Source organism: Haloarcula argentinensis DSM 12282 (genome assembly GCA_000336895.1).
Taxonomy (GTDB): Archaea; Halobacteriota; Halobacteria; order Halobacteriales; family Haloarculaceae; genus Haloarcula; species Haloarcula argentinensis.
The window spans coordinates 185,647-204,976 of record AOLX01000022.1; the positions used below are offsets into that span (position 1 = coordinate 185,647).

At 64.1% G+C, this 19,330-nt stretch carries 15 protein-coding genes; 8 read left to right on the plus strand and 7 right to left on the minus strand.

The genetic code is table 11. The features are described 5' to 3' along the window. The first annotated feature begins 16 nt into the window (after nt 1-16). Both C443_RS12840 and C443_RS12845 read left to right on the plus strand, forming a co-directional pair. The gene (locus C443_RS12840) at nt 17-1,105 is read left to right on the plus strand and encodes a hypothetical protein (RefSeq protein ID WP_152423040.1); all 1,089 of its coding nucleotides are present in this window, start codon (nt 17-19) and stop codon (nt 1,103-1,105) included. Nucleotides 1,106-1,148: 43 nt separating this feature from the next. Further along, nucleotides 1,149-1,523, plus strand: a complete 375-nt coding sequence (locus C443_RS12845; protein ID WP_005536868.1) for a universal stress protein — start codon at nt 1,149-1,151, stop codon at nt 1,521-1,523. Here C443_RS12845 and C443_RS12850 read toward each other — a convergent pair. From C443_RS12850 to C443_RS12860, 3 genes are read right to left on the minus strand one after another with little or no spacing between them, the layout of a single operon-like run. Next, complete coding sequence (locus C443_RS12850) at nt 1,520-2,248, minus strand: AAA family ATPase (protein WP_005536869.1); 729 nt, start codon at nt 2,246-2,248, stop codon at nt 1,520-1,522. The two genes, C443_RS12845 and C443_RS12850, sit on opposite strands and share 4 nt — an antisense overlap. Before the next feature lie 42 nt (nt 2,249-2,290). After that, entirely contained in the window at nt 2,291-2,719 is a 429-nt protein-coding gene (locus tag C443_RS12855; RefSeq protein ID WP_005536870.1) for an HIT family protein, read from the minus strand. A gap of 34 nt (nt 2,720-2,753) precedes the next feature. After that, the gene (locus C443_RS12860; RefSeq protein ID WP_005536871.1) at nt 2,754-3,377 is read right to left on the minus strand and encodes a uracil-DNA glycosylase; all 624 of its coding nucleotides are present in this window, start codon (nt 3,375-3,377) and stop codon (nt 2,754-2,756) included. A 105-nt stretch (nt 3,378-3,482) separates the two neighbouring features. On the opposite strand from C443_RS12860, the gene C443_RS20810 reads away from it, so the two are divergent. Continuing rightward, a complete protein-coding gene (locus C443_RS20810) occupies nt 3,483-3,653 on the plus strand; it encodes a DUF4177 domain-containing protein (RefSeq protein ID WP_005536873.1) in 171 nt (56 codons plus the stop codon). A gap of 82 nt (nt 3,654-3,735) precedes the next feature. Beyond that, nucleotides 3,736-6,939, plus strand: coding sequence for an isoleucine--tRNA ligase (gene ileS / locus C443_RS12865; protein ID WP_005536874.1), 3,204 nt, complete (start codon nt 3,736-3,738; stop codon nt 6,937-6,939). A gap of 121 nt (nt 6,940-7,060) precedes the next feature. On the opposite strand, the gene C443_RS12870 is transcribed toward ileS, so the two are convergent. Beyond that, complete coding sequence (locus tag C443_RS12870; RefSeq protein WP_005536876.1) at nt 7,061-7,915, minus strand: ribose-phosphate diphosphokinase; 855 nt, start codon at nt 7,913-7,915, stop codon at nt 7,061-7,063. A gap of 237 nt (nt 7,916-8,152) precedes the next feature. On the opposite strand from C443_RS12870, the gene C443_RS12875 reads away from it, so the two are divergent. Continuing rightward, the gene (locus C443_RS12875) at nt 8,153-9,262 is read left to right on the plus strand and encodes a PAS domain-containing response regulator (RefSeq protein ID WP_005536878.1); all 1,110 of its coding nucleotides are present in this window, start codon (nt 8,153-8,155) and stop codon (nt 9,260-9,262) included. A 75-nt stretch (nt 9,263-9,337) separates the two neighbouring features. On the opposite strand, the gene C443_RS12880 is transcribed toward C443_RS12875, so the two are convergent. Then, nucleotides 9,338-10,141 (minus strand): HVO_0234 family beta-propeller protein, encoded by an 804-nt coding sequence (locus tag C443_RS12880; protein WP_005536880.1) that lies wholly within the window; start codon nt 10,139-10,141, stop codon nt 9,338-9,340. 1 nt (nt 10,142) lies between these two features. Further along, nucleotides 10,143-11,480 carry a glutamate-1-semialdehyde 2,1-aminomutase gene (hemL, locus tag C443_RS12885; RefSeq protein ID WP_005536882.1) on the minus strand — a complete coding sequence of 446 codons (1,338 nt, stop codon included), beginning with the start codon at nt 11,478-11,480 and terminating at the stop codon, nt 10,143-10,145. Between the two features lie 222 nt (nt 11,481-11,702). Between hemL and nasA the strand changes: the two genes are divergently transcribed. The 3 genes from nasA to C443_RS12900 all read left to right on the plus strand — a co-directional run bounded on the left by nasA (nt 11,703) and on the right by C443_RS12900 (nt 17,688). Then, on the plus strand, nt 11,703-13,763 hold the full coding sequence (gene nasA / locus C443_RS12890) for an assimilatory nitrate reductase NasA (RefSeq protein WP_080505480.1): 2,061 nt from the start codon (nt 11,703-11,705) through the stop codon (nt 13,761-13,763). 320 nt (nt 13,764-14,083) lie between these two features. Continuing rightward, nucleotides 14,084-15,406 (plus strand): MFS transporter, encoded by a 1,323-nt coding sequence (locus C443_RS12895; RefSeq protein ID WP_005536884.1) that lies wholly within the window; start codon nt 14,084-14,086, stop codon nt 15,404-15,406. Between the two features lie 515 nt (nt 15,407-15,921). Continuing rightward, on the plus strand, nt 15,922-17,688 hold the full coding sequence (locus C443_RS12900) for a nitrite/sulfite reductase (RefSeq protein WP_005536885.1): 1,767 nt from the start codon (nt 15,922-15,924) through the stop codon (nt 17,686-17,688). A gap of 265 nt (nt 17,689-17,953) precedes the next feature. Here C443_RS12900 and C443_RS12905 read toward each other — a convergent pair whose 3' ends face one another. Then, on the minus strand, nt 17,954-19,309 hold the full coding sequence (locus tag C443_RS12905; RefSeq protein ID WP_049944048.1) for a substrate-binding protein: 1,356 nt from the start codon (nt 19,307-19,309) through the stop codon (nt 17,954-17,956). Between the last annotated feature and the right edge of the window lie 21 nt (nt 19,310-19,330).

Here is a 19,330-nt window from a genome sequence, read left to right on the forward strand (position 1 = left end):
CCATGACAGTAGATGCATGACACATGGTAACAATTCAGTCCAGCAGCCGCATGCCGGCCGATCCCCGATTGCCAGGCTGGTCGGTCGCTTGACCGCGGACGGCGACGCCTCAAACAGGACACCGACCACTTGGGGACCGCTCGCGTGGTTCGCCGTCGCCGTCATCGCCGTGGAGCTGGTGGGGCTGCAGGGATATCGCCTTCTGACGGGCCAGGTGTTGACATTCGTCCAGAACCCGCTGTGGCTCATCAGGCCGCTGGTGTTGCTCGGCGCTGCGCTCGGGACTGAATCGCTGTACCGGCGTTACGACAGGGCACTCACCCGGAGCAATATCGGGGACCGCGTCGAGAAGCCGGAGCGGTTCGACAGACTCGTTCCGGACTGGCTCGTCTGGCTGCTCGTCGGGCTCGGCATCGGATTCACACTCGTCAACGCTGTTGCCATTCTCACGATTCAACAGCTCTACGCCGCGGGAGGCGCGACGCGGGTGTTTCGTTTTCTCGTCGTGACGCCGTTCGGATACGTCCCGATTCTGGCGACGTTTCTCGCGACGTATGTCGCCGTCGAGGTGATGCTGCCGCGGCGAATCGCGGCCGTGGACATCGAACTCGATTACCTCGATCCGGAACAGCTCGGCGGGATGCGCCCCATCGGTGAACTGGTCAAACTGGCGTACTACTACCTGATGGTCGGGCTCGTCGCGTACGCGATCGCGACGTACGGACCGCACATCCTCAGCGGTGCCCTCGGCTACAGCGCGCTGGATGCGCCCGGCCTGGCCGTCAACATCGCGTTCACGGCCGTCTGGATACTCTCGGTCGGAATCATGGCCTACGGCATCTACGTCCTCCACCAGCACATGGCACGACAGAAGCGCGAGCGCCTCTACGACCTCGACCGGCAGGCCAGAGAACAGGTCGACGCGCCGTGGGACATCCAGTCGTTCGACGCGCTGAACCCGCCGTCGGAGTACCGCCGCTACCGCAAGCAGGTCGAGTTCGTCACTGGGACGAAGGAGTACCCGGCGACGTTCACGATGTGGACCCAGCTCGTCGTCGGTGTCATGCTCCCCAAAGCCATCCAGCTCTTGCTGGCGGCTGTCTGAGGCGAACGAAAGCCCGAAGCCGGGCCACGCCACACAGTCACTCATGACGACGTTTCTGCTTGCGACCGGTTCCGTACACGTCACCGCGGCCGCCGCTGACTACCTGCAGGACCGACTTGACCCGGCAGGCGACGATGACATCGTCGTGGTCGCCGTCCGCGACCCCGATACGCCGTCCCGCGACGCGGGTGACGCCGTCAACGTCGCCCGCTCACGGCTCGCAGCGTTCATGCCCGCGACGGAGACGCGAGAGGGAGAGCCCGTAACGGAGATACTGGCGGCGCTTGACGAGCACGACCCGGACGAGCTTCTCGTTGGCCCCCACCGCGGTTCCGACGACGGCGACGGCGTCGGGCCGACGGCCAGGAACCTACTCGCCCGTGTTGACCGCCCCGTCGTCGTCCTCCCGCTTCCCTAGCGGGAGAACAGGCCGTCGTCCTCGAAGGTCAGACCGAGGTCGACATCGAGTAGGTCCTCAGTCATCGCGGCGACGGTCGGCGCAACATCGGTATCTGGGTCCGTCGCAAGTGGTCTGGGCGCACCCGGTTCGATGTGTGGGACCGTATGCGCTGCATCCTCGACGGATTCGTCGGTATCGCGGTGGACGCGGGTCGCAATGACGGCCGATGCCGGCGCTCCGATGTCACGGAGGCGGCCCTGCTGTCGCGGAAGCAGGTCGCTACCGCGCTGGCTGGCCGGCACTACGAGCGCCCGCCGCTGTGCGGTCGTGGCAGCGGCGACGGCCTGATTCGACGCAATTGGTGGCACATCGAGCAGGACGTGGTCGAACCGGCCGGCTAACTCCTCGATAGCCTGTTCGAGCGTCTGTGCGCTCTCGGCTGACTTCGCCCGGGCGAGGCGCTCGAACGGCGCGTGGGACGGACAGATCGCGACCCGTCCGTCGGCGTCGATACCCCACTCGAACAGCGCGTCGTCGACCGACGCGTCGCCGACGGCCACCGCAGTCACGTCGGCATCGAGTCGCCCGTCGACGTACGTTGCCAGCCCCTGTGTACCAAAGGCCGCGTCGACGACAGCGACGGACCGCCCACTCCGGGCCAGCGTCGCCGCCGTCTCGACTGTCAATCTGGTCGTTCCAGCCCCACCGGTACACCCGACAAACGCAAGCGTCGAAACCCCCATGCGTCGCTGTTGGCGTATCTTTCGGTAAAAAGATGCGGAATTTTACGCCTGCTCGGCCACGATGTCCGACTCGATGGCGTCCAGTTCGTCCTCAGAGAGGTCGGGCCGGTCGTTGACCAGCGCGTGGATCGGACGGCCGCCGTCGTCCTCGAACCGTGGGATAATGTGGCCGTGGACGTGGGGGACCTCCTGGCCGGCCACCTCACCGTTGTTGAATGCGACTGTGCTAGCGGGGGCGTCGACCGCTGATTCGACGGCGGGGACGAGTTCGTGCAGGGTCGACAGCACCTCGCCCGCCACGTCGGCAGGCGTGTTGTTCAGCCGTTCGTGGTGGTCTTTCGGGATGACGAGCGTGTGGCCCGGCGAGAGGGGATTGGCGTCCAGAAACGCCAGCACGGTGTCGTCTTCGTAGACGGTGCGGCCGGGGATGTCGCCGGCAACGATCTGACAGAAGATGCAGTCCTCGCTCATAGTCGTCCCTGCGTCCGGCGGTCACAAGAAGGTTCTAGGTGTCGCTGACACCGGCGACCGCGTCTGTGATCGCGGCGACGTACCCCCCGTAGTCGTAGCCCAGCCGTGAGAGCCAGACCTCCTGATACGACGGGTGGAGCAGCGGGACCACAGGAACGCCGAGCGCGTCGCTCCGACGGCGGTCGAGCACGCTGTCGAGGAAGCTGTCGGGGGCTGCGTCGTCCAGTGCCAGTACTGTCTTCGTCGCGTGTTTTCCGGTCGTCACGACCGCCGCCGGCTCGACCGCGCTGACTTCCTCGACGAGGTAGGGCCGGCAGTTTGCCAGTTCCGTATCGGTCGGGTCGCGGTTCCCCGGCGGATGGCACTTCACGGCGTTGGTGTAGTAGGAGTCGTCGTGGCCGAACCCGGCGTCGGCGAGCACCTGGCGGATTTTCCGACCGGAACGTTTCGAGGTGTAGGCCATTCCCGTCAGGTTGCCGCCCTGCCAGTGCTCGGCCTCGGGGTCCCCCTCGGCAGGGGCTTCGCCAACGACGACGAGGTCGGCTGACAGCGGGCCGTTGCCCCACGAGATACAGGTCCGACTGTCGGCGAGTTCCGGGCAGCGCTGGCAGTCCTCAGCGAGGCCGTTTCGCTCCGCTTCGTCCGGAAACGTTGGCACATGCAACCTGAGGGCTGTGTGTGGCAAATCGGTGGCGGTCAGTACACGCCTCGGCCGCTGCGCAGCACAAAGCGTTTGCCGGCAGCCCCTTATCACGACGCATGTATGCCCTCTTATGAGTACAAGGCGCTCGATGTTGACACCGGGATGTTCGGCGGTAGCAGCGTTCCCGTGGACGAACTGAACGCCCTCGGAGCCGACGGCTGGGAAGTCGTCGCACCGATAACCGAAAATAGCGGCCAGACAGCCGGGTTGCTCCTCCAGCGCGAGCGCTGACCAGCGCCACACTGGTGCCGTGCCATCTGAATCGCACACATACAACCGATTGTCCTTTATTGGAGGCGGCGAATGTGCCGGTATGGAACGTTTCGCCGCTGTCGACGACCAGTACGACCCCGACGCCGTCGAGGAGGGCGTCTTCGAGTACTGGGACGATGTCGACGCCTACGAGCAGACGAAGGCCCACCGGGCCGACGGCGAGGACTACTTCTTCGTTGACGGGCCGCCCTACACCTCTGGCGCGGCCCACATGGGGACGACGTGGAACAAGACCCTGAAGGACTGTTACATCCGCTACCTGCGGATGCAGGGCTACGATGTCACCGACCGGCCGGGCTACGATATGCACGGCCTCCCCATCGAAACGAAAGTCGAGGAGCGCCTTGACTTCGAGAACAAGAAAGACATCGAGCAGTTCGGCGAGGAGAACTTCATCGAGGAGTGCAAGGCCTTCGCCGAGGAGCAACTCGACGGCCTCCAGTCGGACTTTCAGGACTTCGGCGTCTGGATGGACTGGGACGACCCGTACAAGACGGTCAACCCCGAGTACATGGAGGCCGCTTGGTGGGGTTTCCAGCAGGCTCACGAGCGCGGCCTCGTCGAGCAGGGCCAGCGCTCCATCAATCAGTGCCCGCGGTGTGAGACCGGTATCGCCAACAACGAGGTCGAGTATCACGATGTCGGCAAGCCGTCGATCTACGTGAAATTCCCGCTGGCGGAACAGGAGGGCAGTTTGGTCATCTGGACGACGACCCCGTGGACTATCGTCGCCAACACCTTCGTCGCCGCCGACGGCGACCTCGAATACGTGGGCGTCGACGCCGAGAAAGACGGCGAGACGGAACGGCTCTATCTCGCCGAGGCCTGCGTCGAGGACGTGCTGAAGGCCGGCCGCTACGATGACTACGAGGTCGTCGAGCAACTGTCCGGCGAGGAGATGGTCGGCTGGGCGTACGACCACCCGCTCGCTGAGGAAGTGCCGGACCACGCACAGGGCAAGGGCTCCGGGCAGGTGTACACCGCCGACTACGTCGAGGCCGACCGCACCGGCCTTGTCCACTCCGCGCCCGGCCACGGTGAGGAGGACTTCGAGCGCGGCCAGGAACTCGACCTCGAAATCTTCTGTCCGGTCGGCAGTGATGGCGTCTACACCAACGACGCGGGCAAGTACGCTGGGACGTTCGTCCGCGACGCCAACGACGAGGTCATCGACGACCTCGACGACAAGGACTTCCTGCTGTCCAGCGAGGCGGGCCACACCGTCCGCGAGGGGCAGTGCTGGCGCTGTGACACCGACATCGTCCGCATCGTCACCGACCAGTGGTTCATCACAGTGACCGACATCAAGGATGAACTGCTGGCGAACATCGAGGACAGCGAGTGGTACCCGCAGTGGGCCCGCGACAACCGCTTCCGTGACTTCGTCGAGGACGCACCGGACTGGAACGTCTCGCGGCAGCGCTACTGGGGCATTCCGATCCCCATCTGGCTCCCTGAAGACTGGAGCGGCGACATGGACGATGCCATCGTCGTCGGCGACCGCGAGGAACTCACCGAACGGGTCGATCAGGAAATCGACCCCGAGAGCGTTGACCTGCACAAGGGCACGGTCGACGACCTCACTATCACCGAAGACGGCACGACCTACACCCGCGTCGGCGACGTGTTCGACGTCTGGCTTGACTCCTCCGTCGCGACGTGGGGGACCGTCAACTACCCCGAGCAGACCGAGGACTTCGATGAACTGTGGCCCGCTGACCTCATCATGGAGGCCCACGACCAGACCCGCGGGTGGTTCTGGTCCCAGCTGGGTATGAGCACCGCCGCGACCGGCGAAATCCCGTACAAGCAGGTGCTGATGCACGGCTACGCCAACATGCCCGACGGCCGCGGCATGTCCAAATCGAAGGGCGTCCTCATCGACCCGCATGAGGTCATTGAAAAACACGGCCGCGACCCGATGCGGCTGTTCCTGTTGTCGGTGACCGCCCAAGGCGAGGACATGAACTTCTCGTGGGAGGAGACCGCCGAGATGCAGCGCCGGCTGAACATCCTCTGGAACGTCGCCCGGTTCCCGCTGCCGTACATGCGGGCCGACGACTTCGACCCCGAGGAAACGACCGTCGAGGACGTCCGCGACGACCTCGAACTCGTCGACGAGTGGGTGCTTTCCCGGCTCCAGAGCGTGACCGAGGCGATGACGGACTCGATGGACGACTTCGAGAACGACAAGGCGGTCGACGAACTGCTCGAGTTCGTCGTCGAGGATGTCTCCCGCTTCTACATTCAGGTCGTCCGCGAGCGGATGTGGGAGGAGGAAGACAGTGCCTCGAAGCAGGCCGCCTACGCCACACTCTACCGCGTGCTCGAATCCGTGGCCGCGCTGTTCGCCCCGTTCACGCCGTTCGTCGCAGAGCAGGTGTACGGTGCGCTCACCGGCGACGCCGGCCACCCGACGGTCCACATGTGCGACTGGCCCGAGGTCGACGCCGACCTGCACGACCCCGCGCTCGAACGGGAAATCGAGGTCGTCCGTGAGGTCGAGGAAGCGGGCTCGAACGCCCGCCAGCAGGCCGAACGCAAGCTCCGCTGGCCTGTCACCCGCGTCGTCGTCGACGTGGACAGCGACGACGTGGCCGACGCCGTTCGCGCCCAAGAAGCAATCATCGCCGACCGACTCAATGCCCGCGTCGTCGAGGTCGTCGGCGCTGACAACGAGTGGGGCGAACTCCAGTACTCCGCCGAGGCCGACATGAGCGAACTCGGTCCGGCCTTCGGCGATGACGCCGGCCGCGTCATGAACGCGCTCAACGAGGCCCGCGTCACCGAGCAGTCACTCGATACCCTCGAAGACACAGTGAACGACGCGCTCGACGAGGATATTGACCTCACCGAAGAGATGGTCGAATTCCGGCGCGAGACGCCCGAGGGCGTCACCGGAACGGAGTTCACCGCACTCGACGGCGGCGGCGTCGTCTACGTCGACACCACGCTCACCGAGGACATCGAGAGCGAGGGATACGCCCGCGAAGTCATCCGTCGGGTCCAGGAGATGCGTAAAGACCTCGAACTGGACATCGAGGAGCGGATTGTCGTGGATCTGGCTATCGACGACGAGCGCGTCGATTCGCTCGTCAGAGAGCACGAAGCACTGATTAAAGAGGAGGTCCGCGCTGACGAGTTAGACGGCGTTGAAGACGGCCACCGCAAAACGTGGGACGTCGAAGGAACTGATATGGAGATTGCGATTGCTCCGGTCGCGGCCGCCGAAGCGTCGGACTAGCCCGGCACGCGACCAGCGGACACCCTCAAAACAGGCGAGCGACGACTAAGCGGAGCCACGAGCTATGACCGCTGCGGAAGTGTCGGAGTACTTCTCTCGCTTGAAACAAAACAAGGAGTGATTACAGCTGGTCTGCGACGACCGGCGCGGCACTGACTTCGCTGACGGCGCGTTCGAGCGTGTCCGTCCCGTAGACGGCTTCGACACCGGCACTGTTGAGCTTCGTCAGGGCGTTGCTGGCGAGCATCGGGTGGACGCAGGTGACGAACACACGCTGGGCGTCGCGGTCGTCGAGGACACCGACGGACTCGCTCATCGTCGATCCGGTGGCGATGATGTCGTCGACAAGCACCACGTCCCGGCCCTTGACCGGCGCGTCGCTGGGGCTGATCTCGATGTCGCCGGTGTCGTAGTCCCGGTCCTTCTCGAAGAAGTCCGTCTCGCCCTCGCCGTAGGCGTCCCGGACCGTCGTCGCGAGGGCGATTGCGCCTTCGTCGGGCGAGAGAAAGAGCGGGTCGTCGAGCGTGTCCGGCAGCGGGTCCGCGAGGACGCTTGCGGCGTCGAGGTTGGTAGCTGGCACGTCGAAGAAGTCGCAGACGGCCGGCTCGTGGGGATTCACGGTCAGCACCCGGTCGGTTCCCGTCGAGATGGCGCGGGCCATCGCCCGCGAGGACACCGGCTCACCGGGCTTGAACGCCTCGTCCTGGCGGGCGTAACCCATGTACGGAATGACGGTGATGACCTCGCTCGCGCCGCTTTCGCGGGCCGCGTCCTGCAACTGGAGCAACTGGAGGTGCGCGTCGCTGTCGACGGTCGACGCGACGACGATCGCCCGCTCGCCGGCGACCGCGTCGGGGACCCGGACGACGTGTTCACCGTCGGGGAACCGTTCGTACTCGACCCGTCCCAGCCGCTCGCCGGTCGCCTCGGCGAGGGTCGCCGCGAACGCCTGCGTGTCCGCCCCGGGGATAATCATGTGCGGTGGGTGGCTGTCCGGGCTAAACCTCTTTTCGATTCCCCGACACCGGGGCTGACTCTCCCCCTCAGACAAATATATTGTAATTGACATATATCGCTACAACATTCATGTAGCTTGTGTGATCATGCCAATTCTGGGACACAAGGATCTCTTACCATAATATTATTTACAACTAGATGAGGTATTTATCTCTGTCCGATTCCAAAGCACGAACAGAGCAGTCCCTCCAAAATAATGAAGGTATTACATCTGGATGACGAACCCGATTTTGCGGATTTGACTGCCCAGTTTCTCGAACAGGAAAACGAACGGTTCGAAGTTCAAACGGCAACCAGCGGAACTGACGGCCTTGCGATTCTTCGGGCAGAGGACATCGATTGTATCGTCTCGGACTATGATATGCCAGTAATGGACGGACTGGAGTTCTTGGCTGCAGTCCGCGAAGAGTATCCTGACCTGCCGTTCATCCTTTTTACTGGCAAAGGGAGCGAAGAGATCGCGAGCGAAGCTATTACTGCCGGCGTGACGGAGTACTTCCAGAAAGAGCACGGGACTGAACAGTACGCAATCCTGGCCAATCGAATTACGAACCTTGTCGAACGGTACCGTGCTGTCCGTACAATCGACCGTAGCTATAGGGCAATGAAGACTGCCAGCGAAGGGATCAGCCTCATCGACCCGGACGGGACGTTTTCGTATGTGAACCCTGCCTTTGCGGACCTATTTGGCTACGAGCAGGATGAACTGGCCGGCAAGCACTGGACAATTCTGTACCACGACGATGAAGCGGACCGGCTAGAGAACGACATCATCCCAGCGGTCAAAGAAAACGAGTACTGGTCGGGCGAAACAGTTCGACTGATGAAAGACGGAAACAGGCTCGTTACGAACCATCGCCTGGCTCACGCTGACGACGGGGTAATCGTGTGTACGGCGCGGGACATCACCCCCGAACGGACGCAGTTGACGGGACAGAGCACTCCGTTCGACGTTCTTATCGATGCCATGGACGACCACGCCTTCTTCACCCTCGACCACGAGGGCTACGTCACTCGCTGGAACGACGGTGCCCGACGATTCACGGGCTACGATGTGGACGAGATCCTCGGAGCGCACGTTTCGACGTTCTTCGAGGAGTCTGATCCGGCGAACAGCCTTCCCGAGCGACTCCTCGATACCGCGAAAACAGACGGGACCGTCTCCCATGAAGGGTTACAGATCCGCCAGGACGGCACGCGCTGCTGGACAGACATGACGCTCTCTGCGAGCTTTGACGAGTCCGGAGCACTCCGGGGCTACGGGATCATCTTGAAAGAAGCCGACAGACAGCAAATACCGCAGTAAGAGGGCATGGACGCCGGTCGATACTATGAAGGCCGGATAGAACTGCGACATCCCACTTAGATACTACTGATCGACTCAGGCTACAGCGACGCCGACGACATCGGGGACGCCCAGCGAGCGCTGTCGCCAGCCGCCCTGTCCGTCGGCGGTCGCCTCGGCGGCGGTCGCGACGAGGAAGGTCCCGTTCTCGGTGATAGCGTAGGTGTCGTCGCCGTACGTCACGTCGACGACACGTTCGGTGGCCGGCAACGAACAGGGCTCCCACGCACCGTTTGCCAGTTCGTACAAGCCGTCCGCCGCGGCGGCGTGGACTTGCTCGCCGTCGCTTGCAACCGCCAGATGTTGGCCCGACCGGACCTCGGTCCACTCGCCGCTCTCGCCTTCGTAGCGGTACAGCCCGCTCTCGGTCGCGGCGTAGTCGCCCGCCACGTCGGCCACGTCCACGAGGCCGAGTCGGTCGAGTGACGGGAGGGCGTACACGCCCTCGGCCGCAGCGAGGCGGTCGCCGTCGATGGCGCGGACGTCTGCGACCGCGCCGATATCCCGCCACTCACCGTCGTACCGAGCGATGTGGCCGTCGCCGGCTGCGAGCAGTCCGTCGCCGTCGTAGCCGACCGCGGTGGCTGGCCCGAACCCGGTCGGGACGAAACCGTCGTCGGTCAACACGAGTACGTCCTCGTCGGTGGCGACCGCGACTTCGCTGCTCGCGCCGGCCACGTCACGGGCATTGCACCGTTCGCTCAGGCTGAACCGTCCGATCTGGCCACCGGCCGTCTCAACGCGGGTGACGCCCAGTCCCGACGCGACGTACGCGTGGGTCTCCGGACGTTTCGCCCCGTACATCCGCTTCTCCGAGAGCGCGATATCGTCGTCGCTCACTTCATATCGCCTCTTTGTACGCTTCGAGCGCATTCTCTATGTCTTCACCTGTGTGGGCATCACAGATGAACTGTGACTCGAACTGGTTCGCCGTGAGGAATACGCCCTGGTCTTTCATCGCGGGCCAGAACAGTCGCTCCCACCGCTCGGTCTCGGCCTGTGTCACGTCGTGGCCAGTCTTCGGACAGTAATCGAAGCGCGGACAGGACTCCTGTTGCCGGCAGCCAGCCTCGCAATGTCCGTCGAAGGAATCCGGCCCGTCACGGGTGAAGATGACCTTGAACATCGAATCCCGACCGACGACGGTGTACTCGGGAGCTTGGTCTTCAAGAATGTCCTGCAAGCCCGCTCGGAGCTGTTCGCCGAGATCGTTGACGTGGTCGTATACGTCGTGTTCAGCCGCATACCGCAACGTCTCTAGGCCGGCCGCCATCGTCACGGGGTGGCCCGAGAACGTCCCGGACTGGAACACGTCGCCGGCGGGTGTAAACTGCTCGATGATCTCGCTTTTGCCGCCGATGGCCCCGACCGGGAAGCCGCCACCGACGATCTTCCCGAAGGTGGTGATGTCGGGGTCGATGTCGAACGCGCCCTGCGCACACTGCAGACCGCCGATTCGGAAGCCAGTGATGACCTCGTCGAAGATCAGCAGGGAGCCGTGGTCGTCACACAGTTCGCGCAGGGTCTCGTGGTACCCCTCAATCGGGTGGACGATGCCGTAGTTCCCGAGGATGGGTTCGGTGAGGACGGCCGCGATATCGTCGCCGTGTTCCTCGAACACTTCGTGGGCGGCCTCCTCGTCGTTGAACGGCACGGTCAGCGTGTGTTCGGCGAAGCTCTCGGGGATTCCGGGGCTGGATGGGGCGGTGTGGTCCCCCTCGCCCTCGACCAGCGTGGACTCCTGTGCGCCGTGGTAGCCGCTCTGCATCACGACGATCTTGTCCCGTCCCGTGTAGCCACGGGCAAGTCGGACCGCCGAGACCGTTGCCTCGGTCCCGCTGTTGACGAATCGGAGCATCTCGACGCTGGGGACGTGCCGGGTGACGAACTCGGCCAGTTCGACCTCGACTTCAGTGGGTGCGCCGTACATCGGCCCCTCGGCGGCGTGTTGCTGGATGGCTGACTGGACCTGTTCGGGCAAACTATGGCCCAGCAGCAGCGGACCATAGCCCATGACGAAGTCGATGTATCGGTTCCCGTCGGCGTCGATGACGTGCCCGCCGTCCCCCTTCTCGACGAAGAACGGATAGGGCCGCGTCGCTCGCACGGAGGAGTTGACGCCGCCCGACAGCACCGACAGGGCGCGGTCGTACAGCGCTCGTGACTGCTCGTGGTTCATACGCTGCCGTTTGACCGCTGCCAGAAAGAAACTGTTGTTACCTGGCGGTGCAATCGACTTGGTGGATGTACGTCACGGACTTACCGTTGAAATAAGTATTTCGTAAAGAGTCACTGTTATACAGTGTGTGTTCATCTACGTAAATACGATAATGCTATCCGAACGTACCGAAAAATCATATCACAGTGGACAGACGGGCGTCGGAACGGCGCGTGAGGGGCTGTGAGCGACTGGGTGCCGACGACGTGTATGCGGTGTGCCGTTGGCTGTGGCCACATGCATCAGGGCGCTGACGAGGGGTACGGTATCGACGCTGTTCGCGGCGACGCCGCGCATCCAGTCAGCCAGGGTCTCGCCTGTGCACGCGGCCTCCGGGAGAGCAAGGCTCCCGACGGGGAGTGGCTCACCCGGCCGATGGTCCGCAGTGATGGCGAACTCCGCCAGACCCAGTGGGACGTGGCCCTGGCCCGCGCCGTTGAGGGCCTCCAGGCCGCCCACCAGCAGGACCCAGACTCCGTCGCCGTGCTGGGCAGCGGCCAGCAGACAAATGAGGCTGCCTATGCGCTAGGGAAGGTCGCCCGCGGTGGCTTCGGCACGCGCAACTACGATGCTAACACGACGCTGTGCATGGCCAGCGCCGTCACCGCCTACTACCAGGCATTCGGCAGCGACGCGCCGCCGTGTACCTACGCCGACATCAGCGACGCCGACCGCCACGTCGTCTGGGGGGCGAACCCGGCGGTCGCCCATCCTGTCATGTTCTGCTGGATTCAGCAGTCCGCTGACGAAGACGGCGTCGAAATCATCGTCGTCGATCCCGTCCGCTCCGAGACGGCGGAGAACTCCGAGCACCACGTCGCGCCCGATCCGGGGAAGGACCTCGCGCTGGCCCGGGCCGTCCTCGCCCGTATTGTCGAAACGGGCCGGGTCGACCGCGAGTTCATCGACGAGGCGACCGACGGGTTCGAGGATCTGCTCGCGACGCTGCCCGACGCCACGGACGCGGCCGCCGAGGCCGGCGTCGAGATGGCCGATGTGGACCTGCTGGCCGACGCACTCGACCAGCGGGCACTCATCTACTGGGGCATGGGCATCAATCAGCACGTCCAAGGGACCGAGACCGCCCGGGCGCTCATCGACCTGACGCTGGCGACGGGGAACCTCCGGCCCGGCGGCGGCCCGTTCTCGCTGACCGGCCAGGCCAATTCGATGGGGACCCGCATCTGCTCCTCGAAGGGCTCCTGGCCCGGCCAGCGGGCTTTCGAGGACCCGGACCACCGCCGCCTCGTCGCCGACCACTGGGATGTGCCGGTGGACCGCCTCCCCGACGACACCGGTCCCGGTCCGGTCGGGATGCTCGAAGCCGAGCCAGACGCCGTCTGGGCCGTTGCCACGAACCCCGTCGCCGGGATGCCCGAGGCCGAGAGCGTTCGCGAGACACTGGAAGACGCCTTCGTCGTCGTGCAGGACGCTTTCCACACCGAAACGACCAAGATTGCCGACGTGGTTCTGCCCGCCGCGACGTGGGGCGAAAGCGACGGAACGACGACGAACATGGAGCGGACCATCTCTCGGGTCCGGTCGGCGACCGACCTGCCAAGCGGCGTCAGGCCGGATCTGGACATCATCGCCACCATCGGTTCGCGGCTGTTCCCCGGCCTGTTCGAGCACACGTCGCCGGACCCGTCGGCCGTGTTCGACGAGTTCACCGCGCTCACCGAGGGGACGGTCGCCGATTGCTCGGGCATCACCTACGAGCGACTGGACGAGGTTCACGCTGTCCGGTGGCCTTCGCCCGACGAGGAAAGCGCCGGTGGCTACCGCTACCACGACGACGAGTCGTGGTCGTTCCCGACCCCGTCCGGCCGCGCACAGTTCTCGACCGGCCGGCAAGGGTCGCTCCCGGAACCGACCGACGAGGACTACCCGCTGACCCTGACGACCGCCCGCGAGGCCGACGGGTACAACACCGGCGTCCGGTCCCGTGGGGGCGAGGCTGGGCCGCTGGTGGCCCGAATCCACCCCGAAACGGTCGCGGAACACAGCGAACAACTCTCCGATGGGACGCTGACCATCGAAACGCGCCGCGGCTCCGCGACGATCGACATCGACCGCGATGAGGGCGTCCCCCGCGGGATGGTATGGCTCCCGATTCACCATCCGGCGACGAACCGGCTGACGCTTTCGGACCGGGACCCCCAGTCCGACGAGCCGAACTTCAAGCAGTGTGCTGCTCGCCTCGTCGCCCCAGAGGCCGAACTGCCGCCGGCCACGGCCGACTGAGCGTCTGTCGGGCGCAGCCTTGACGGGCAACCAACACACAGCTCTCGGAACTCGCTCGAATCACTCCAAATATGTCCAGTTATTCCCGCATCCGCTGGGCGTTCAATGTCCTTAAACAGGGGATATCCGATGATATATTTGCGGTCTATCCACTCAGGCAGACTGGAATAGCCGTTCTGTAAAGGGTTACTGTTATTAAATGGTGGGACTTTCGGACTTCATGTACTGATGTGGGCACACATCCAAAATAAAATCGAATTGGTGGACAAAGACTCGTTAATAATCGTGGATGATGGTCAGTCCGTAACCGAGGTGTCGGCATGGGACTGATCAAGATGACGAAGTACCGGACGCTGCTGCTGGCGACCATCGGGTTCAATTTCTCGTTTCTCATCTGGTTCTCCTTTGCGCCGTTTACCGGCCCGATGGCCGAGGAGTTCGGGCTCACGACTGCAGAGATCGGAATTCTGGCGAGTTCGGCTATCTGGATGGCCCCGTTCGGACGGATGCTCACCGGCTGGCTCTCCGATAAGTTCGGCGCGCCGGCCATCTTCGCCATCGTGCTGGCGTACGTCGGCGTGTTCTCGATCGGGAGCGCCTTCGCACAGGACTACTCCGTGTTCTTCGTGTTGCGACTCATCGTGGCGACGGCCGGCATCACGTTCGTCATCGGCATCCAGCACGTCGCCGAGTGGTTCGAGGAGGAGAACCTCGGCCTCGCGGAGGGCATCTACGCCGGCGTCGGGAACGCCGGTGCCGCCGGTGGCGCACTGATTCTCCCCCGCGTGTTCGGCTCCGGCTGGAGCGGCCCGCTGTTCTCGACTAACTGGCGAGCCGCGTTCTTCTACACTGGCATCGTCTCCATCCTCCTCGCAATCGCCTACTACACGCTCGGCGAGGCCGCGAAGACCGAGGCGAAACGTCAGGCGACCAAGGAGGATACCAACTTCAAAGGCTGGCTGCACACGGCCACGCGATACGGCACTGTCGTCCTCGCCGCTGCGTACATCATGTCCTTCGGCCTCGAACTGTCGATGAACGGGTGGCTCGCCACCTACTACCGCGAGGCGTTCAATCAGGACAACCTCGTCATCGCGAGCACCTTCGCCGCAACGTTCTCGATTGCCGCGGGACTGCTCCGGCCGTTCGGTGGCTACGGCAGCGACCTGCTGGCCCGCAAGGAGAAGAACATCCTGCCCTTTTTCGAGGGCCAGTACCGCGAACAGTGGACGTTCCTCGGGCTCTGTTTCATCGTGCTGATGATGTTCGCCATGACGCTGGCCGGCCTTTCCGGGGTGTTGCTGAACGCCGTCGTGATCGGCTTCTTGGTGGGCACGGGCTGTGCGTGGGCCGAAGGCGCAATATTCGCGCAGGTACCTGCGATGTTCCCCGACGACTCGGGCTCGGTCGCGGGTGTCGTCGGCGGCGTCGGCACTGTCGGCGGGATCGTCTACCCGCTGTTTTACTCCGCGCCGTGGCTGGCGAACCTTCACATCGGGTACTCCGTAGCTGGCGTTACCATGATTCCGATTGTGTTGCTGTCCGCATGGGTGTTCCAGCCGGAAATCGCGAAAGTCGCTAACACGGCCGGCTTCGTCGGAAGCACGCAAGAAGGCACCACCGTCGCCTCCGGCGACGACTGACCCCCCTGTCTGTAACTTCGGACGGTCGTGGCCGTCAGATGGCAGCCACGACCGTCGGTTTCTCACGCGGACTCTGTATCGGGGGCTGTGATACGACTCCTGTGGGAACCGGCTCGTCCCACGAACCGCTCGACCGACCCTCGACAGTCGATGTCTCGGGGCGCACAAACGCTGCTCTGGTGCGCGCTGCTGACACCGCAAAACCGCAGCCGCCGTCCCAGCAGCCGAATCACGGTCCCACACCACAACTAGGTCACAGCCCTGTCGTCTGCCGACGTATCACGTCGCCTGCTTGCGATTTCTTGCGTCTCGCCGCCCTGCTGTATTACCTCCTTAAACACCTCTCAGACGGTATAATTCTGGACGGCTGTTGTCGAAAGCGACACACTTCTTTATTTCTTTAACGAATAGGGTTATAAGGAACCAACATCAGTATTCAAGCGTAAATTAGCGGACGTTCGGATAACTATGAGCGAGAAAACAGCACATACATTAATAATTGAGGATGACTGACGATGGCACATAAGAAAGAGGAGTACAAGGCAGAGCTGTACGGTGATGAAGTACGGGAGAAACTAGAGGAGTTTGCCGAGAAGGGGTGGGATTCCATCCCTGAAGACGAGCGCGAGAAGTGGTTCTCGCGGTTCAAATTCTGGGGGGTGTTCCACCACCGCGGCGGGCAGGAGTCGTATTTCATGATGCGGCTGACCAACTGCGGCGGTGTCTTGGAGCCCGACCAGCTCCGGGCCATTGGAGAGGTCGCTCGCGACTACGCGAAGGGACCGGCCGAGAACCCCGAGTTCGGGAACGGCTGGATCGACCTCACGACGCGCCAGTCCATCCAACTCCACTGGCTCAAGCTCGAGGACATCCCGGAGATCTGGGAGAAACTCGAAGCCGTCGGCGTCTCCTCGCGCTCGGCCGGCGGGGATACGATGCGCAACATCTCCGGCTGTCCGGTCGCCGGCAAGGCCGAGGAGTACGTCGCGTCCCGCCCGATTCTCGACGAGATTCAGGAGACCATCCGCGACGACAACGACCTCTCCAATATGCCCCGGAAGTTCAACATCTCGGTGACGGGGTGCAAGCAGGGGTGTGCCCAGGACAGCATCAACGATATCGGGCTGGAGCCAGCCCACAAGATCATTGATGGCGAGGAAGTCGAGGGGTTCAACGTCCGTGTCGGTGGCGGCCTCGGCGGCCGCGAACCCCGCGAGGCCCGTCCGCTCGACCTGTTCATTCGGCCCGAACACGCCGTCGAGACGGTCCGGGCGTTCGTCGAGTACTACCACGAGGAAGGCAACCGTCAGAACCGCTCGAAGAACCGCGCGCGCTTTTTCGTCGACGAACACGGCACCGACGCTATCCGGGAGGAACTCGACGAGCGCCTTGATTTCGAGTTCGAGACCGCCGGCACCGACTTCCGCGGGGCGTACACGTACAACGCCGGCAAGTCGGCCGAGCACGGGGCCCACGACCACGTCGGGGTGTACGACCAGAAAGACGACAAGAACTACGTCGGGCTCTCGGTGCCGGTCGGCCGACTCTCCGCCGAGGACGCCATCGAACTCGCGGACCTCGCCGACGCCTACGGCTCTGGCGAGGTGCGGCTGACCCGCCGGCAGAACCCGATCATCATGGACGTACCCGACGGGAACCTCTCGAACCTCCTCAACGAGCCGCTGCTGGAGAAGCACTCGCCCGAGCCGAACCCGTTCGTCCAGGGCGCGATGGCCTGTACGGGGACGGAGTTCTGCTCGCTGGCACTCACGGAGACGAAGGCGCGGATGGCCCGCCTGCTCCGCTGGCTCGGCGACAACGTCGAGGTGCCCGACGACGTAGACCGCATCAAGATGCACTTCTCGGGCTGTACGGCCGACTGCGGCCAGGCGATGACGGCCGACATCGGCTTGCAGGGGATGCGCGCCCGCAAGGACGGACAGATGGTCGAAGCCGTCGACGTGGGCGTCGGCGGCGGCATCGGCGAGGAGCCGACGTTCATCGAGTGGGTGCGCCAGCGGGTCCCCGCCGACGAAGTGCCGGGCATGATCGCTAACATCGTCGAGGCCTACGCCGCGTTGCGCTCGGAGGGCCAGACGTTCCGGGAGTGGGTCGATGCCACCGGCCACGAGACCATCGTCGAACTGGCCGAACCCCACGAGGTCGAGGGGTACACCGACCCGTGCCTGGCCGACGGCAAGCAGTCGTGGTATCCCTTCGACGACGGCGACAGCCCGGCCCCGACCGACGCCGAAGGCCAGCCGATTTCGGCGGATGACTGACCATGGCTGAGACAGACCGTCAGACCGGCCACGGCGGGGACGACTCGTCGGAATCCGCGGTTGCGGGGGTGGCATACGACGCGGCACCGGAGCTACTGGAGTAACGCGGCCCCGGCTCCGAACGGCCGGTTTCGGCGACGCGACCCGCCTCTCTCAGGGCGTGTCCGTCTGCCTCTGACAGACGGGGACTGCTCGTGTCCATGTCCCCACTCGGTTCTCCGTTTGCCGTATTTTTCGGGTGTATAGTTGTCGCCGAGCTCCGGCTCTAGTCCCCGTAGTCTCCGAGATCGCACTCGGCGGCCGGGCCACCGTCACAGTCGTATCCGACCGCTTTCGTGACACTGAGCAGGTCGTAGAACCGACCGAGGGACTGCTCGGACTCGGGAAGCCCTTCGACCACTGGCACGCCACGCTGGGCCTGATGGTCACAGCGCCGCATCGTCTGGCTGCCCAACCCAACCGAGTATTCGTGGTCTTCCAGCGCTCGGATAACCGCCGGCGGGTAGAACGTACCGGCGCGCTCGACAGCCGCGGCGTACTGGAGCGTCTGTGCGTAGGCCAGATGGGCCACGCCGGAGGGCCGCTGTGCGTTCCCGTACTCGGCGGTGAAGGCGTTTTTGAACTCGTTCGAGAGGTCGGACGAGGCGCTGGTGTCCCACGCAACCGTCCCGACAACACCGTCGAGCGCCTTCGAGGCGTTCTGTGCCACGATGCGGTTGTACAGCGGCACCACAATCCCCACCTCGTCAGGGAGAATTTCCTGCGCCGTTGTCAGTGAGTTCGCGGCGTCGAGTCCGTAGTGGTCGAGGAAGACGACCTCCGCACCGGCGTCCCTGGCCTGTTTGAGTGGCTCCTCGTAGTCCGTCGTCCCGAGACGCGTCGGGATGCTCGTGAGCTCGACCCAGCCACTCGACGTGAAGAAGTCACGGATCGACGATTCCATGGTCTTGCCCCAGTTGTAGTCCGCGTAGATCTGGACGTACTGAGCCTCCCGGCCGAACCGTTCTTTGAGCACCGGAAGCAGCGCCTGTGCGGTCATGTATGCGTTGAACATCTCCCGGAAGCTGTACCGGACACAGTCCGCTCCCGTCGTATCGTTCGAGTGGGTCAGACAGCACATGTACGGGACCTTCTGGGCCTGTGCGACCTCCTGCTGAGCGATGGCGACGGAACTGGACGAGCCGCCGGAGAACATGACGACGTCGTCCTGCTCGATCATCTCCTCGGCGTTGTCCGTCGCGACATCCGGCTTCGTCTCCGTGTCTGCAGTGACGTACTCGACGGTCTTTCCGAGCACGCCGTCGCCACTGAGTACGTCAAAGGAGCCCTGGCCGACCCAGCCACCGCCCTCGTTGAGATGCGTGACGGCGAGCTCATATCCCCGAAGTTCGTCGCGCCCTTCGGCGGCGTAGGTCCCGGACTGTGGGACGTTAAAGCCGAGCGTGACCGCGTCGCCGTTGACCGGATAGTTCCCGAGCGGTGGGTGCTCCGGTGTGTTTTCGGCCTTCGAACCCCCGCCCTGGCACCCCGCCAGCCCGGCGAGCCCCGCGGTACCGACCCCACCGGCAAGCTGTAGTAGCGACCGCCTGTCAACTGCCACGCCCCCTCTTTCCAATCGCATACCGCTTCTTTTGATGGTAAA

Coding starts and splice junctions, on each gene's coding strand:
- C443_RS12855 (WP_005536870.1), bottom strand. CDS start 2,719: ATGAGCGAGGACTGCATCTTCTGTCAGATCGTTGCCGGCGACATCCCC.
- C443_RS12850 (WP_005536869.1), bottom strand. CDS start 2,248: ATGGGGGTTTCGACGCTTGCGTTTGTCGGGTGTACCGGTGGGGCTGGA.
- hemL (WP_005536882.1), bottom strand. CDS start 11,480: ATGAACCACGAGCAGTCACGAGCGCTGTACGACCGCGCCCTGTCGGTG.
- C443_RS12900 (WP_005536885.1), top strand. CDS start 15,922: ATGGCACATAAGAAAGAGGAGTACAAGGCAGAGCTGTACGGTGATGAA.
- ileS (WP_005536874.1), top strand. CDS start 3,736: ATGGAACGTTTCGCCGCTGTCGACGACCAGTACGACCCCGACGCCGTC.
- C443_RS12895 (WP_005536884.1), top strand. CDS start 14,084: ATGGGACTGATCAAGATGACGAAGTACCGGACGCTGCTGCTGGCGACC.
- C443_RS12845 (WP_005536868.1), top strand. CDS start 1,149: ATGACGACGTTTCTGCTTGCGACCGGTTCCGTACACGTCACCGCGGCC.
- C443_RS12870 (WP_005536876.1), bottom strand. CDS start 7,915: ATGATTATCCCCGGGGCGGACACGCAGGCGTTCGCGGCGACCCTCGCC.
- C443_RS12875 (WP_005536878.1), top strand. CDS start 8,153: ATGAAGGTATTACATCTGGATGACGAACCCGATTTTGCGGATTTGACT.
- C443_RS20810 (WP_005536873.1), top strand. CDS start 3,483: ATGCCCTCTTATGAGTACAAGGCGCTCGATGTTGACACCGGGATGTTC.
- C443_RS12840 (WP_152423040.1), top strand. CDS start 17: ATGACACATGGTAACAATTCAGTCCAGCAGCCGCATGCCGGCCGATCC.
- C443_RS12905 (WP_049944048.1), bottom strand. CDS start 19,309: ATGCGATTGGAAAGAGGGGGCGTGGCAGTTGACAGGCGGTCGCTACTA.